The organism is Pusillibacter faecalis (genome assembly GCF_018408705.1).
Lineage (GTDB): Bacteria > Bacillota > Clostridia > Oscillospirales > Oscillospiraceae > Oscillibacter > Oscillibacter faecalis.
This window is the reverse complement of record NZ_AP023420.1, coordinates 1,929,420-1,943,831: the sequence shown is the minus strand read 5'-3', so window position 1 is coordinate 1,943,831 and position 14,412 is coordinate 1,929,420. Positions and strand designations below refer to the sequence as shown.

15 protein-coding genes and 2 tRNA genes are annotated in these 14,412 nt (G+C 56.2%); 13 read left to right on the top strand and 4 right to left on the bottom strand.

Annotation, left to right across the window (positions count from 1 at the left end):
• Positions 1-44: 44 nt before the first annotated feature.
• Together KJS55_RS09665 and KJS55_RS09660 are read left to right on the top strand one after the other, a co-directional pair.
• A complete protein-coding gene (locus KJS55_RS09665) occupies positions 45-1,583 on the top strand; it encodes a DUF1538 domain-containing protein (protein ID WP_213543673.1) in 1,539 nt (512 codons plus the stop codon).
• Between the two features lie 26 nt (positions 1,584-1,609).
• On the top strand, positions 1,610-2,272 hold the full coding sequence (locus tag KJS55_RS09660) for a P-II family nitrogen regulator (protein ID WP_213543249.1): 663 nt from the start codon (positions 1,610-1,612) through the stop codon (positions 2,270-2,272).
• Between the two features lie 338 nt (positions 2,273-2,610).
• Here KJS55_RS09660 and KJS55_RS09655 read toward each other — a convergent pair.
• The 4 genes from KJS55_RS09655 to KJS55_RS09640 form a co-directional block, all read right to left on the bottom strand.
• Positions 2,611-2,698 (bottom strand) — tRNA-Leu (locus KJS55_RS09655).
• 31 nt (positions 2,699-2,729) lie between these two features.
• Positions 2,730-2,815, bottom strand: a tRNA-Leu gene (locus KJS55_RS09650).
• Between the two features lie 127 nt (positions 2,816-2,942).
• The gene (locus tag KJS55_RS09645) at positions 2,943-4,328 is read right to left on the bottom strand and encodes a citrate/2-methylcitrate synthase (protein WP_187029285.1); all 1,386 of its coding nucleotides are present in this window, start codon (positions 4,326-4,328) and stop codon (positions 2,943-2,945) included.
• A gap of 206 nt (positions 4,329-4,534) precedes the next feature.
• Entirely contained in the window at positions 4,535-5,251 is a 717-nt protein-coding gene (locus KJS55_RS09640; RefSeq protein ID WP_213543248.1) for an NAD-dependent protein deacylase, read from the bottom strand.
• A 38-nt stretch (positions 5,252-5,289) separates the two neighbouring features.
• Between KJS55_RS09640 and KJS55_RS09635 the strand changes: the two genes are divergently transcribed.
• From KJS55_RS09635 to KJS55_RS09585, 11 genes are all read left to right on the top strand, one after another.
• A complete protein-coding gene (locus tag KJS55_RS09635; protein ID WP_187029281.1) occupies positions 5,290-5,625 on the top strand; it encodes an arsenate reductase family protein in 336 nt (111 codons plus the stop codon).
• Between the two features lie 48 nt (positions 5,626-5,673).
• Positions 5,674-6,531 (top strand): YihY/virulence factor BrkB family protein, encoded by an 858-nt coding sequence (locus KJS55_RS09630; protein WP_187029280.1) that lies wholly within the window; start codon positions 5,674-5,676, stop codon positions 6,529-6,531.
• A 152-nt stretch (positions 6,532-6,683) separates the two neighbouring features.
• On the top strand, positions 6,684-7,916 hold the full coding sequence (locus KJS55_RS09625; protein ID WP_213543247.1) for an aminopeptidase: 1,233 nt from the start codon (positions 6,684-6,686) through the stop codon (positions 7,914-7,916).
• Between the two features lie 51 nt (positions 7,917-7,967).
• A complete protein-coding gene (locus KJS55_RS09620) occupies positions 7,968-8,450 on the top strand; it encodes a gamma carbonic anhydrase family protein (protein ID WP_187029278.1) in 483 nt (160 codons plus the stop codon).
• Positions 8,451-8,586: 136 nt separating this feature from the next.
• On the top strand, positions 8,587-9,930 hold the full coding sequence (locus KJS55_RS09615; RefSeq protein ID WP_213543246.1) for an MATE family efflux transporter: 1,344 nt from the start codon (positions 8,587-8,589) through the stop codon (positions 9,928-9,930).
• Between the two features lie 25 nt (positions 9,931-9,955).
• Entirely contained in the window at positions 9,956-11,134 is a 1,179-nt protein-coding gene (locus KJS55_RS09610; protein WP_187029276.1) for an AI-2E family transporter, read from the top strand.
• Positions 11,135-11,212: 78 nt separating this feature from the next.
• The gene (locus tag KJS55_RS09605; RefSeq protein WP_428846506.1) at positions 11,213-11,488 is read left to right on the top strand and encodes a helix-turn-helix transcriptional regulator; all 276 of its coding nucleotides are present in this window, start codon (positions 11,213-11,215) and stop codon (positions 11,486-11,488) included.
• Positions 11,478-12,236, top strand: coding sequence for a DUF3169 family protein (locus KJS55_RS09600; protein ID WP_213543245.1), 759 nt, complete (start codon positions 11,478-11,480; stop codon positions 12,234-12,236). The genes KJS55_RS09605 and KJS55_RS09600 overlap by 11 nt, the downstream gene beginning before the upstream one ends.
• Positions 12,237-12,363: 127 nt before the next feature.
• Positions 12,364-13,248, top strand: coding sequence for a DUF2238 domain-containing protein (locus tag KJS55_RS09595; protein WP_187029270.1), 885 nt, complete (start codon positions 12,364-12,366; stop codon positions 13,246-13,248).
• Positions 13,249-13,764: 516 nt separating this feature from the next.
• The gene (gene spoIIID / locus KJS55_RS09590; protein WP_187029268.1) at positions 13,765-14,013 is read left to right on the top strand and encodes a sporulation transcriptional regulator SpoIIID; all 249 of its coding nucleotides are present in this window, start codon (positions 13,765-13,767) and stop codon (positions 14,011-14,013) included.
• Positions 14,014-14,036: 23 nt separating this feature from the next.
• Positions 14,037-14,333, top strand: a complete 297-nt coding sequence (locus KJS55_RS09585) for a hypothetical protein (RefSeq protein ID WP_187029266.1) — start codon at positions 14,037-14,039, stop codon at positions 14,331-14,333.
• Positions 14,334-14,412: the final 79 nt, after the last annotated feature.

Genomic DNA, 14,412 nt, shown 5'->3' with positions numbered 1-14,412 from the left:
AGGGGCATCCAACGACCATATGAAGAGGTGACGGCATGCAGGGTATGCGGCAGAGTTGGCAGAACCATTTGGGACAGACGAAAACCATTTTATACGAAAAGGCCAGAGAGGCCCTTGCCTCTGTGCTGCCCATTACAGCCATTGTGCTGGTATTGTGCTTCACGATTTCACCGATACCGCCAGACACGTTATTGACGTTTCTAGTGGGAGCTGTCCTGCTGATCTTTGGTATGGCCCTTTTCACTCTAGGGGCCGAGACAGCTATGACTCCCATTGGTGAGCGGGTGGGCGCTCATATGACCAGGTCAAGAAAGCTGTGGGTGGTCATTACCATCAGCTTTTTAATCGGCGTTATCGTCACGGTGTCAGAGCCGGACCTGCAGGTTCTGGCGGAGCAGGTGCCCAGCGTCCCCAACGCCGTTCTGGTGGGCGCTGTGGCGATTGGTGTCGGGGCCTTCCTGGTGATTTCCCTGCTGCGCATCCTCTTTCGGGTTCCCCTGCAGTGGATGCTGGTGGGCTTTTATATCGTGGTTTTCGCCCTCTCTCTTTTTGTGCCAAAGGATTTTCTTGCCATTGCCTTTGATTCCGGTGGCGTCACCACCGGCCCCATGACGGTCCCTTTCATCATGGCCCTGGGCCTGGGTGTAGCCTCTATCCGCAGCGATGAAAACGCCGCCCAAGATAGCTTTGGCCTGGTGGCTCTGTGCTCCATTGGCCCCATTTTGGCCGTGTTAATCTTGGCGCTGGTCTATCCCGCCTCAGGAGCCTATACGCCGGCGGAGGTCCCAGCTGTGACAGATACCCGTGCCCTGTGGAGTCTGTTTGCCGTGGCTTTTCCAAAGTATTTTCACGAGGTGGCGGTATGTCTTGCGCCCATCGGCGCATTCTTCGCCATTTTTCAAGTGGTCTCTTTGCACCTTTCCCGAAAAAAAGTGTTGAAAATTGTGGTTGGTCTCCTTTATACTTACTTTGGATTAGTCCTTTTCCTCACAGGGGTCAATGTGGGCTTTTCCCCGGCGGGCAGTTATCTGGGCCAGCAGATTGCCGCCCTCTCCTATCACTGGATTCTCATCCCCATTGGTATGCTGATGGGCTGGTTCATTGTCCAGGCGGAACCCGCCGTCCATGTTCTGAATAAGCAGGTGGAGGAAATCACCTCCGGCGCCATTCCCGGCAAGGCCATGAGTACCAGCTTGTCTATCGGTGTGGCCGTCTCCATTGGTCTTGCCATGACCCGGGTGCTGACCGGTATTTCCATCTTCTGGTTCCTGATACCTGGCTACTTGGCGGCATTGATTCTATCCTTTCTGGTCCCCAGCATGTTTACTGCCATCGCCTTTGACTCTGGCGGCGTGGCATCCGGCCCCATGACCGCCACATTTTTGCTGCCCTTTGCCATGGGTGCCTGTGAAGCCTTGGGCGGCAATGTGATTACCGATGCATTCGGCGTTGTGGCGATGGTGGCGATGACACCGCTTTTGACCATCCAGTTGTTAGGACTGTTCTATCAGTGGAAGCTGAAGCGCACCGCGCCGGAGAAATCTCCCCAAATCGTCACAGACGAGGAAATTATTGACTTGTAAGAGAATTGGAAAGGAGGTCTCCTGCTATGAACGAGGCTGTTCTGATCATCACCATAACAGATCGGAACCGTGGCGGAGAGTTTGCCGCCTGGTATCAATCGCAGGGAATTCCCCTGGTTTTAACTGCCCTGGGCCGCGGAACAGCCACGACGGAAATCCTGGACTATCTGGGCTTGGAGGCCACGGAAAAGTCCGTGCTGCTGTGCATCGCGCAGCGCTCCCCCCAGCTGGTGCATCAAGCGGAAAAGGAACTGTGGCTGGATATCCCTGGCCGGGGCGTCCTGATGACAGTGCCGCTGTCCAGCATTGGCGGAGCCACGGCACGGGATTATTTGTTGCGGCAGGAGGAGCCAGAGACTATGGAGAGTAAATCCACACATGAGCTGTTGATCGTCATCACGAACCAGGGCCATACGGACCAGGTAATGGCAGCGGCCCGCAGCGCGGGCGCGACTGGCGGCACCTCTGTCCACGCGAAAGGTACCGGCACTGACTTGGCCCACAAGTTCTTTGGTGTCTCCATCGCGGCAGAGCGAGAGCTGGTGTTTATTCTGGTGAAGGCCGATGATCGTCGGGAAATCATGAAGGCCGTGATGACCCAGGCCGGCATGCAGACAGCCGCCCAATCCCTGGTCTTCTCCCTGCCTGTCTGCGATATCGCAGGTCTGCGGCGTTTAGAGGACGAATAACTCCGGTGCAAAAGTACAGGCCATGGGGATAGATCGCCATCCCCATGGCCTGTATAACTGTTGCAAAAGCACGCCTCGTACTCTGACAAGGCCCCTGAATCCTCTTGAGATGGCAGCCACAGGCGCATTGGTCTTTTGCGCCGAAAGGGAGGCCCCATATGGCCGCTTCCAGGTACGGAACCACCGAACCGCATAACCGCACCTGTGTGCCTACAGGTGTTAGGTAAAACCTCGGCGCAGGCGGAATCCACTGCCACCGGGCATGGGAAAGTGAGTATGTGGAGCCTGCGGCGTAAACTCAAAAAGGAAGACACGCTTTTCAGCGTGTCTTCCTTTTTTGGTGCGCGAGGCGGGACTTGAACCCGCACGTCCGTAAAGGACACTAGAACCTGAATCTAGCGAGTCTGCCAATTCCACCACTCGCGCATTTGGCGAAAGGTCCCTTTTTAAGTGGACCTGGTGCGGCTGACGGGACTTGAACCCACACGTCGAATCGACACCAGCACCTCAAGCTGGCCTGTCTACCAGTTCCAGCACAGCCGCAGATCAACAACCCCTGGAAAAGACTGCTTGATCATTATAGCTGGAACCGGCCCTGTTGTCAACCCAAAATTCCACTTTTTTATAAATTTTTTTCCCCGCCAGTTTACACCGGCGGGGATATGCGCCTTCAGCGGTTTTCCATGGGGATATAGGAGCGGACCTCCTCCACACACTCATAGCGAGGGCGGATCAGCTTGCCGCCGGAGGAGAGTTCCTCCATGCGGTGGGCGCTCCAACCGGAAATACGAGCCACCGCGAACAGCGGCGTGTACAGCTCCCCGGGCAGGCCCAGCATCTCATAGACAAAACCGCTGTAAAAATCAATGTTCGTGGAGATGGCGTCCTTATGGCGCCGCTCCATCAGCAGCTGTTTACCGATTCTCTCCACGTTGCTGTACAGCGCCAATTCCTGCTCCAGACCCTTTTCTCCCGCCAGACGGTGGACATAGTCCCGGAAAACCTCGCACCGGGGATCGGAACGGGTGTAGACGGCGTGGCCCAGGCCGTAGATGAGTCCGCTGCGGTCAAAGGCCTCCTTGTCCAGGAGCTTCGTGAGGTATTGGGTGATCTCGCCCTCGCTGCCCCAGTCCCGGACATGGGTCTTGATATCATCCATCATATCCATGACCTTACTGTTGGCACCGCCATGGCGGGGACCCTTCAGGGAGGCCATGGAGGCTGCAATCGCGGAATACGTATCTGTTCCGGAGGAAGTGACCACATGGTTGGTAAAGGTAGAGTTGTTGCCGCCGCCATGGTCTGCGTGCAGCACCAGCGCCACGTCTAAAACCCGAGCCTCCAGCTCCGTGTAGCTCCGGTCCTCCCGCAGCATCCGCAAGAAGTTCTCCGCCGTGGAGAGCTCTGGCTTCGGCACGTGGATGAAGAGGCTCTCACCCTGGCTGTACCTCCAGGCCTGATAGGCGTAGATGGCCAGCACCGGCATGTTGGCAGTCAGCTGGAGGCACTGGCGCAGCACGTTCTCCAGCCCCACGTCATTGGGCTTGTCGTCATAACAAAAGAGTGTCAGGATCGCCCGCTGCATAGTGTTCATCAGGTCCTTGGGCGGCGCCTTCATGATGACGTCCCGGAAGAAGTTGGTGGGCAGCGTACGATAGGATGCCAGCTGCACACAGAAGTCCTGGAGCTGATCGGCAGTGGGCAGCTCGCCAAAGAGCAGCAGATAGGCCGCCTCCTCAAAGGCAAAGCGCCCCCGCTCTGCGGAGCCCTTGACGATTTCCCGACAGTCAATTCCCCGGTAGTACAGCATCCCCTCGTCTGGGATGATATGCTCTCCGTCTGGCCCAGAGGTCACTTGGTACGACTGAATCTCACCTACGCGGGTCAGCCCTGTCAGCACACCGCGGCCATCCTCATCCCGCAGCCCCCGCTTCACGTTGTACTCCTTATATAGACGGGGATCGATGTAGTTCTTTTTCTCCCACTGCTCCTTCAGCGCCAGAAGCGCAGGAGTAATCTCGCAGTAAGCATTTTCCCGCTTTTCGTTCCAGATCATGGCAAGGCTCCTTCCCGTGCTTTTAGTATAATGCAATATTACCACGCCGTTCTTTCATAATCAAGGGTATTCTATGAAAATTATTGGATGTTCTTTTCTTTTTTTGCATTTTTTCATCTGTAACTTGCATCTCTTCCTGAAATCACGCAAAAAATGGCGCCACCTTTTCAGGTGGCGCCATGTGGGGCTCTGCTTGATCCGGAATTCTATATCTGAGACAAAACCTCGCCAATGGGCTCCGTGATGACCAGCGCCGCATCCAGGTCTCTTCCCACGGCGGATTTGTTGATCAGCACCAGCCGGTTCCCCCGGTAGTAGTTGATCAGTCCCGCCGCAGGCCAGACATTCAGAGAGGTGCCGCCGATCATCATGAGGTCCGCCTCAGAGATGGTGCGGACCGCGGCATGTAAGGTATCTTCATTGAGCCCCTCCTCATACAGTACCACGTCGGGCTTGATGATTCCCCCGCAGTCACAGCGTGGTACTCCCTCCGTGTGCAGGATGTGATCCAGGCCATAGAACTTCCCGCACCGCTCGCAGAAGTTTCTGTGGACACTGCCGTGGAGCTCCAGCACATTCCGACTGCCCGCGGCCTGGTGCAGCCCGTCAATATTTTGAGTGACAACGGCCTTTAGCCTCCCCTCCTTCTCCCATTGGGCCAGCTTTTTGTGGGCGGCATTGGGCTTTGCGTCCGGCGCGAGCAGCTTGGCCCGATAGAAGCGGAAAAATTCTTCGGGGTTGCTTTTATAAAAGCTATGGCTTAAAATCACCTCAGGCGGATAACTCCACTCCTGGTGGTACAGCCCGCCGGTGCTGCGGAAATCCGGGATGCCGGACTCCGTACTGACCCCGGCGCCGCCGAAAAACACGATGCTGCTGGAGGCGTTAACCAGCTCCCGCAGCGTTTTGATACTCTCTGTCATCAGAAAATCCCTCCATTTCATCATCAAGGAGCGCTGCCATGAATATCCAGATCTTTGGTTCCTCTAAGTCCTTTGATACCAAAAAAGCGGAGCGGTGGTTCAAGGAGCGCCGCATCAAATACCAGTATATCGACGTCCCTTCAAAGGGATTATCCCCCCGGGAATACCAATCCGTCAAGCGGAACGTGGGCTTTGCAGCTCTGGTGAATGCAAAATGCCGGGCCTATGAGGATTTATATATGGCCTATCTCACTCCTGATGCTCAGGAGGAGAAGCTGCTGGAACACCCAGAGCTTTTCGCCACTCCCATCGTCCGCAACGGCAAGGAGGCCACCGTTGGCTATTGTCCGGACATCTGGGCACAATGGGAATAAGCGCCTTGTATCCGATCCCCGATCTCTCCATGGAAGGGAGGATTTCCCATGCGCTCGATCTCCCCGCCTAAAAATCTCTTCCTGCGGGGCATTTATTTAATGACCCGCAGGTACCTGCGCCATAATGTAGGGATTCAAAGCGCCGCTCTGGCCTTTTATCTGCTTTTTACGCTCTTTCCAGTCCTGATCTTTATCAGTGCCCTGCTGGGCCTTTTGAATCTGGATGTGGCTGCCATCATTCAGGCACTGCGGACGATCCTACCGGCAGATGTTCTGAATCTGGTGGAGATGTATTTGACGTATGTCAGCTCCAACCACAGCCCGCAGCTACTGCTCTTCGGCCTCTTCTTCTCCATTTATTTCCCCATGCGCGCCACCAACGCTCTGATGCGCTCCGTCCGCACCGCCTATCACCTGGGACCGCCTCGCGGGGTGATTCTCCCCCGGGTCAAGGCACTGTTGTATACCGTGCTGCTGATCATCACCATCGCTTTGACCCTGACGCTGATGACTGTGGGGGATCGCGTTCTCATCTATGCTGTGGAGCATTTTCACCTGCCGGCTGTCGCTGCAGGGATGTGGGCGCGGCTACGGTTTCCAGTGTCTGCTCTGGTGGGATATTTCGCACTGTTCTTCCTCTACGCTTTGGCGCAGGACGGCCGCCAGCCCTGGCGGAATATCTGGCCCGGTACGCTGGCAGCTCTGGCCGCCTGGCTGTTTATCAGCTGGGTCTATGCCATGTATGTCAATAACTTTGCCAACTACTCGGTGTTGTACGGTTCCATCGGTACTGTCATTGTTCTGCTGATCTGGCTGAATCTCACCGCTGTCACGCTCATCATGGGCGCTGAGCTCAACGGTACCCTGATCAGCCTGCGCAAGGACGGCGGAGGCGCTTCTCTCTAGCCTCTTCCCATGTGGCGGGGCCACCAAAAATTTCTGGCATCTGTTTAGAACCTGGAAAAATTTTTATTCCGTTCACACCCTGTACCCTGTCTGACTGGTATAATCTTCTTCAATAAACAACATTTCGCAATTTTGGAAAGGATGAATCCAATATGGAACATGCTCTGCAGGAATATGCCCGGCTTTTGGCCCGGGTGGGCCTGAATATTCAAAAGGGACAGCGTCTGGTCATCTCCGCTCCCGTGGAGTGCGCCGACTTCGCCCGCCTGTGCGCGCAGGAGGCCTATGACGCCGGCTGCGGCGAGGTGGTGATGAACTGGCACGACGACGCCTTGACCCGCATGAAGTACCTGCATGCCGAAGACGGCGTCTTTGACGCGGTCCCCCCCTGGAGGCGGCATTTTTTCAATGACCACGCCCTGGAGGGTGCGGCCTATCTCGCCATTTCCGCCACGGACCCAGAGAACCTCAAAGGCGTAGACCCCCAGCGCATCGTCCGCTCCCAGCAGGCCAGCGGCAAGGCTCTCAAGGACTTTGACCGCCTGCAAATGTGCGGGGGCTTTCCCTGGTGCATCGCCTCCATCCCCATTCCCAGCTGGGCAAAAACCGTCTTTCCGGGTCTCCCGGAGGCGGAAGCCATGGAGAAGCTCTGGAACGCCATCTTCCAGGCGGTGCGCATCCGCGGAGACGGCTCCGCAGTGGAGCGGTGGCAGGAGCATCTTCAGACGCTCCACCGCCGGCTGGACCGCCTGAATGCCCTGCGCTTCAAGTCGCTGCACTATGTCAACTCCCTGGGCACCGACCTCACGGTAGAGCTGCCGGAGGGGCATATCTGGCAGGCGGGAGACGATGTGACGCTCTCCGGCCAGAGTTATATTGCCAACATCCCCACGGAGGAGATCTTCACCTCTCCGCTGAAAAGCGGAGTCAATGGCGTGGTGTACTCTGCCATGCCCCTGGTGAACGACGGCGCCATCATCGACAAGTTCCACTTTGTGGTCAAGGACGGCAAAATCGTGGAGGCCCATGCGGAAAAGGGCGAGGAGGCTCTGAAGGCCGCTATTTCCGTGGACGAGGGCGCCTGCTATTTCGGCGAAGTGGCCCTGGTCCCCTATGACAGCCCCATCTCCAACCAGAAGATTCTCTTCTACAACACTCTTTTTGACGAGAATGCCGCCTGCCATATCGCTTTCGGTGAGGCGTACCCCTGCCTGGAGGGCGGCCAGCGAATGAACAAGGAAGAGCTGAAGGCCCGGGGCCTCAACGATTCCATCACCCACGTGGACTTCATGGTGGGCACACCGGATTTGAGCATCCTGGGCACCACCCATGACGGAAAGGAGATTCCGGTCTTTGTAGACGGCAACTTTGCGCCGGAGCTCTGAACCCCTGCGGAGGCGGTCCTCCGCGCACATGAGAGAAAGAAGGAATTGCAGATGTTTTATGAGCAGAGAAAAACCGATGCAGATGTTCTGATCTGCGAAGGCGCCTGCGTGGTGGGGGATGTAGACCTGGCACCCGGCGTCAGCGTCTGGTATAACGCCGTTTTGCGGGGAGATGAGGGGGCGATCTCTGTGGGCCGGGAGACCAATCTCCAGGACGGCGTCATTCTCCATGCAAACACTGTAGTGGGCCAAGGCTGCACTGTGGGCCACGGCGCCATTCTGCATGGCTGCACGGTGGGGGACCATGTTCTGATCGGCATGGGCTCCATCGTGCTGGACGGCGCCAGAATCGGGGATCACTGCATCGTGGGCGCCGGCGCCCTGGTCACTGGCAAGATGGACGCCCCCGCCGGCTCCATGATTTTGGGCAGCCCCGCCAAGGTGGTCCGCCCGCTGACGCCGGAGGAGCTCCAGAGCATTCAGGAGTCCGCCCAGGACTATCTGCACATGGCGCGGCAATACCGGAAGGGCTGAGGGCGAAACCGCCAAAAGGCTGTTTCCTCGTGAGGCTTCTTTTGGCGGTTTGCCGCTTGTATTGATCAGCAGGGACGGTTATACTGGCATTCGGCGGAACGTAAACGTTTTTCTGTCGGATAAAGGAGCCGTTTTTATGACACTTCATGTTTCTCCCCAGACCCGCCGGGTCTTTTACCTGTCCCTGCCCATCTTTGCCGAGCTGCTTTTACAGCTGCTGGTGGGAAACATGGACCAGTTCATGATCTCTCACTTCGGTTCTGCTGCCGTGGCCTCTATCGGCAACGGCAACCAGGTGATGAACGTGGTGATTATTGTCCTGGAAACCATGAGCGCTGCCACCACGATTCTGCTGACTCAGCACATCGGCGCTGGAAAAACTGGCGATGCCTGCAATGAAATCGCCACCGTGGGCACCGCCGTCAGCGCCGTGTTCAGCCTGGGAATGGGGCTGCTGCTCTTGCTGGCGCCCGAGGTGCTCTTTACGTTGCTGCGGACGCCGGCGGAGTCCTTTTCAGGTGCCTGCCTGTACACCCGGATCGTGGGTGGCGCTGTGCTGCTGCAGGGGTTATACATCGAGCTCTGCGCTGTGCTACGGAGCTATACCCTGCTGCGCGAAGTGGTGAGCGTCTCCGTGGTAATGAATCTTCTGAACATCATGGGAAACGCCATTTTGATCAACGGCTTCTTCGGTCTGCCCCGCATGGGCGTGGCGGGCGCTGCCGTGTCCACCTGTATTTCCAAGGCAATCGGGCTGGCTCTTGTGATCTGGACCTTGCGGCGTAAGTGTACCATCCGCTTCTCCCTGCGATATCTGCGGCCCTTTCCCTGGACCACATGCAAGCATCTCCTTGGCATTGCCATGCCCTCCGGAATGGAGTCCTTGTCCTATAATGTGTCCCAGATTTTTATCCTGCGGTTCATCAATCTGATGGGAACCGCTGTGATTGCCACCAAGGTTTACGCCAGCATGCTGGCAAATGTCGCTTATGTGTATTCCATCGCTGTGGCGCAGGCCACCCAGATCATTCTCGGCTATCTGCTGGGCGGCCGGAAGCTGGAGGAGGTGTCACCCCGGGTATGGTCCACCATCCGGATCGCCTTGATGGTATCAGAGCTGTTAACATTGGTAATTTTTTTCTTCTGCGACCCCATTTACAGCATTTTTACGGACGACCCGGTGATTCACACCCTGGGACGCCAGATTGTTCTTGTGGAATTTATTTTGGAAGTGGGCCGCTCTGTGAATATCGTCATGACTCGCTGCCTGACCACCGCCGGAGATGTTTGGTATCCTGTGGCAATCGGTATCTTCAGCATGTGGATTGTCGCGGTGGCTGGCGGCTGGCTGCTGGGCCATACGCTGTCCTGGGGCCTGGTGGGAATCTGGGTTGCTATGGCCTGTGACGAAGGTCTGCGGGGCGCACTCTTTACTTTGCGGTTCAGACAAGGCCAGTGGCGGAAAAAGCGGCTGGTCTAGGAACCGCCGAAAGGAACGTCATACAATGGAATGGAATAAACAGAGGATCGCGGAGCTGCTGGCGGTGGTGTGCGGCGGCGTGGCTTTTTACTGTGCCCTTCAAAACCTGGGAACGGCTGCGGCAGCTTTGCGCTGGCTGCTTGGCATTCTCAGTCCCTTCCTTCTGGGCGGAGCGCTGGCCTTTGTTCTGAATGTACCTATGCGGGCCATTGAACGACACCTGTATCCATACAGCCGCCGCGGAGCAAAATTCCGCCGTCCCCTGGCCCTGGTGCTGACATTGCTGGCTGTCCTGGGGGTCTTGACACTAGCCAGCAGTGTGATCGGCCCCGGCATTGCGGATGCGGTGATGACCATTGTTCGCCAGATTCCCTCGGCCCTTGACCGGCTTCGGGAGCAGCTGGAGGCCCTGGCAGCATATCTTCCGCTGCTGGAGCAAACCCTGACGGATCTGGAGCTAAGCATCCCCTGGGACGATTGGTACGCCGCCGCTGTAAATTTTGCCAAGAATTTTGGCTCCGGCCTGGTGTCCTCCGGAAGCGGACTGATTGGCGGCGTGGTCAGCGGCATCAGCACCTTTGTCATCGGACTCATTTTCTCCTTCTACATCCTGATCCAAAAGGAGAAGCTCAGCCGGCAGGTCCGGCAGATTCTCTACGCTCTTCTGCCCCTCCGGGGAGCGGATCGGACATTAGAGGTTCTGCGCCTTACCAACCGCACCTTTTCCAGCTTTCTCTCCGGTCAGTGCCTGGAGGCTGTGATCCTAGGAACCTTGTTTGTGGTCTCTATGACGATTTTTCGTCTTCCCTACGCGCTGCTGGTAGGAGTTCTGATTGCTCTGACGGCTCTGATTCCCATCGTGGGTGCCTTTATTGGCTGCGGCGTGGGCGCGCTGCTGATTGCCGTCACAGACCCCTGGAAGGCGCTATTTTTCATCGTGCTCTTCCTGGTGCTACAGCAGATCGAGGGCAATCTGATCTATCCTCATGTGGTGGGTTCCTCGGTGGGACTTCCCTCCATCTGGGTACTGGCCGCGGTAACCCTCGGCGGAAAGCTGATGGGAATTCTTGGCATGCTGCTTTTCATTCCCCTGTGCTCGGTGCTCTACGCGCTGTTCCGTTCCTTTGTCAAAGGCCGTCTGGCTGAAAAAAAGGTTCCTTCCAGCAGGTGGCGGGATGCGCCGCCAGACCCCAAGCGAAAATAGCAAAAAACCTTCGGAAATATTCCGAAGGTTTTTTCTATTTTTCTATTGACAACAATCCTTGTCAATGCTATGCTATATATGACAATGATCATTGTCATTTTGACTGCTATTATTGGCAAGAAGGGAGCGACGCCTATGCCGCTGTACAACCGGCTCAAGGAGTACCGCGCCCGTTTGGGCGTGAATCAGCAGGAGATGGGAACGCTGGTGGGCGTGTCCCGGCAAACCATCAGTCAGATCGAACGCGGGGACTACTCTCCCTCGGTCACACTGGCCCTGAAGCTGGCAAAGGTCTGTCAGGTACATGTGGAGGATATCTTTTCGTATCAGGAGGAGGAACGACATGAAACGTGATGATAAGGGGATCAACCGCAAAGCCTTTCCGAAATTTTTGCTGTGGGTTCTCCTGGGCGGCGTGCTGGGCTTTTTTGCCGGGCTTGCCGGTGGAATTGCCAGTGACCTTCATCTGGCAGATTCCGTGGAGGCATGGCTCACCGGGGTTTTGCAAGCTGCTGCCCCCTGGGGAATCCCTGTTACCTCCGGCGTTCTGCTGGCTATCTGCCTGGGATTCTATCTCTCTGCCAAGCGGCTCTATATGGCTTGGGATGGAGAGGACGAGACGCTTCCGGATCAAGTGGATAGGAAGCTCAATTATACGCTGCTCTGCTCTTCCCTGGCAACCATTCTGGACTTCTTCTTTATCGCGGTCGGCGTCCTCTACACGGACAGCGGGCGGATGGCTCTGCTGATCGTAGGAGAAATGCTGGTCTCCGTGGCGCTGGTCGTCCTGGTGCAGCAGAAAATTGTAGACCTGGTTCGCCGGATGAACCCGGAAAAGCAGGTCAGTGTATACGACAGCAAATTCCAGAAAAAGTGGTATAACACCTGTGACGAAGCCGAGCGGGCCCAAATCGGCCAGGCATCTTACCAGGCCTTTCAGGCGGCCAATCGTGCCTGCATTGCCCTGTGGCTGGTGCTTTTGCTGCTCAGCTATGTCCTTCCCATCGGCCTTCTGCCCATGGTGGCGGTGTTGCTCATCTGGGCTGTGCTGCAGGTGAGTTACATCTTGGCGTGCATTCGTCTTGGTGCGCGAGGAGCATAGAAGACTTTGTTCTCAGCCCCGGTATTGAAAATCTAACGGAATCAGGATGCCCTGCTTGCCAGCGGGGCATCCTTGTGCTATCCTATAGGGGTCCCCGGTACGCCAATCCCCCAGGAAAGGAATTGCCATGAAACAAAAGAAACATGAAAAAAAACCTTATCGCAAAATTTTAAAAGAGGCTATGGCCAAGGAGCTGCGGGAGCACAAGAGCTCTTTCATTGTGTTCTATATTCTGCGGCTGCTGGTGCTGATCATCTTGGTCCGCCAAGTGATGCTTAGGAACTATGAGGGCACCTTTTTCTGTGCGCTGACTATTGTGCTGCTGTATCTCCCCAGTTGGGTGCAGGTGCAGCTGCGAATTGAATTGCCGCCGCCTTTGGAGATTACCATTTTGTGCTTCATTTTCGCGGCAGAAATTCTAGGTGAAGTCAACGCCTTTTATGTGGTGATTCCCGGCTGGGATACCATGCTTCACACCTTGAACGGCTTTCTCTGCGCAGCCGTGGGCTTTTCCCTGGTGATGCTCCTGAACAATGACGAGCGATTAACCTTCGATCTCTCCCCGCTGTTTTTGGCTCTGGTGGCCTTTTGTTTCTCCATGACCATCGGCGTGCTGTGGGAATTTTTTGAATTCAGCATGGATTTCTTTTTGGGCACAGACATGCAGCGGGATACAGTGGTTCACGCCATCCACAGCTCCGCATTGGATGTCACCCGCTCCAACAAGGTTGTAACCATCCCAGATATCCAGGATGTGGTCATTAACGGTCAGAGTCTGGGCCTTGGCGGCTATCTGGACATTGGCATCATTGACACCATGAAGGACCTGTTTGTGAACTTCATCGGCGCGGTGGTGTTCTCTGTCACCGGCTTTTTCTATGCCCGCAGCAAGGGCGCCAAACGGACACCGGCGCAGAGTTTTGTCCCCAGCAAAAAGACCGAGGAACAGGACTATCTGCGTCAGGCGGAGGAACATTTGGATGCCCCGCCTGAGGATCGACAGGCGCCGTGATCCATCCGTTTTCCTAGCTGACCATGGCTGGACAGATTCTGCCTGCTTGTGTTTGCATAGCAAGCAGACGCCATCTCCTCTCCCTTGCGGGGCACCCGGAAAGGAGCCGCAATCACTTCGTGCACTCCTGGATCTTTCTGTGTGCCCGGTGCGCTGAATTCTGCATGAAGTTTTATGAGCGAATCATCGCCGCTTCTCTACCGGAGAGGTCATTTTTTCCTGCCTCTGATGGAGAATCACTCCCCCTGCTGTGTCTGGACCTGTTCCAGGCACAGCTTTTTTCTGCGGATGACGGATATTCCCCATGCCTTTTCTTCATAATCCTGTTTTCCCCCCCCCACTTTTCACTCTCGCCGCTGCCATTTTCCTGTCTGCCTGATTGGAGGGGAAGCATGTCCAGTGTTCCCCAAGGCATGCGGCGGGCCTTTCGAGCGGTTCCCCAGGGCTTTTGTGTCCGTCATATTCCCCCGCATCTGCGCATAGGATGGACCAACTAGAGGCGGGGAGTGAAGGTGTTTGAAAGAAAATATGGAGGAGCGGGCAGAACGCCTGGCTCTTTACATCATAGAGAACCGGACCACGGTCCGCGCCGCCGCACAGAAGTTCGGCATCAGCAAAAGCACCGTCCACAAGGACATCTCGGAGCGGCTGCCCCAATTCAACGGGGCTCTGTACAGCCAGGTGAAGGAGGTGCTGGAGGTGAACAAAGCTCAGCGGCATATCCGGGGCGGCATCGCCACCCGCAAAAAGTACCGCGGCGTCTGACGCCGCACAAGGAGGGAATCCTGATGGCAAATCATTCCGGCGGACGAGGCCGGCAAATTCGGGCCACTGCTGCCAAACAATCCGGCACCCCTGCTTTTACAGAGCCGGAGGTCCGCCGATGGCCTCATCCGGTGGACGGCTCGGAGGTGCCGCCGGCCTCAAATCGCCAGGCGGCCAGATCCATGGCTCCCGGACAAATTGATACCGCACTGTATTATATTCACTGCGCGCTTTCCTACCAGAATCAACTGCTGGCAGATATCAAGTCGCTCCTGGAGCAGCTAACTGTTGAACAAACGCCGTCTGATGGAGAAAAATAGCGGCAAAGCCGCTATTTTTTCTCTTGTGTTTTCCTGGGACGGGCTATATAATAAGGAACAGTATTATGTAAATCCTCGA